Annotated in this window: 1 pseudogene; it reads left to right on the forward strand. The window is 44.1% G+C overall.

Annotated elements, in window-relative coordinates:
• A pseudogene (locus KV696_RS09790) lies at positions 1-227 on the forward strand (LEA family epithelial adhesin); the annotation flags it as partial.

The following is a 227-nucleotide window of genomic DNA, read 5'->3' on the forward strand; positions in this document are numbered from 1 at the left end:
TCCCACTTAACTCCAGAAGAGAAAAAACAAGTGGAAGATAAGGTCAAAGCGAAGAACCCAGGTAAGGATGTCACAGTAGGTGACGATGGAACCGCAACGGTTACCGATCCAAGAACTAAGATCAGTCATCCAATCGCAGGAAAAGACCTAGTTATCGAAGACTTCACACCAGTGAAACCAGATGAGAAGGTTGTTGTTCAAGACAAATCCCACTTAACTCCAGAAGA

Origin of the sequence: Streptococcus humanilactis (assembly GCF_019448275.1) — a bacterium.
In the GTDB taxonomy this organism is placed as follows: domain Bacteria; phylum Bacillota; class Bacilli; order Lactobacillales; family Streptococcaceae; genus Streptococcus; species Streptococcus humanilactis.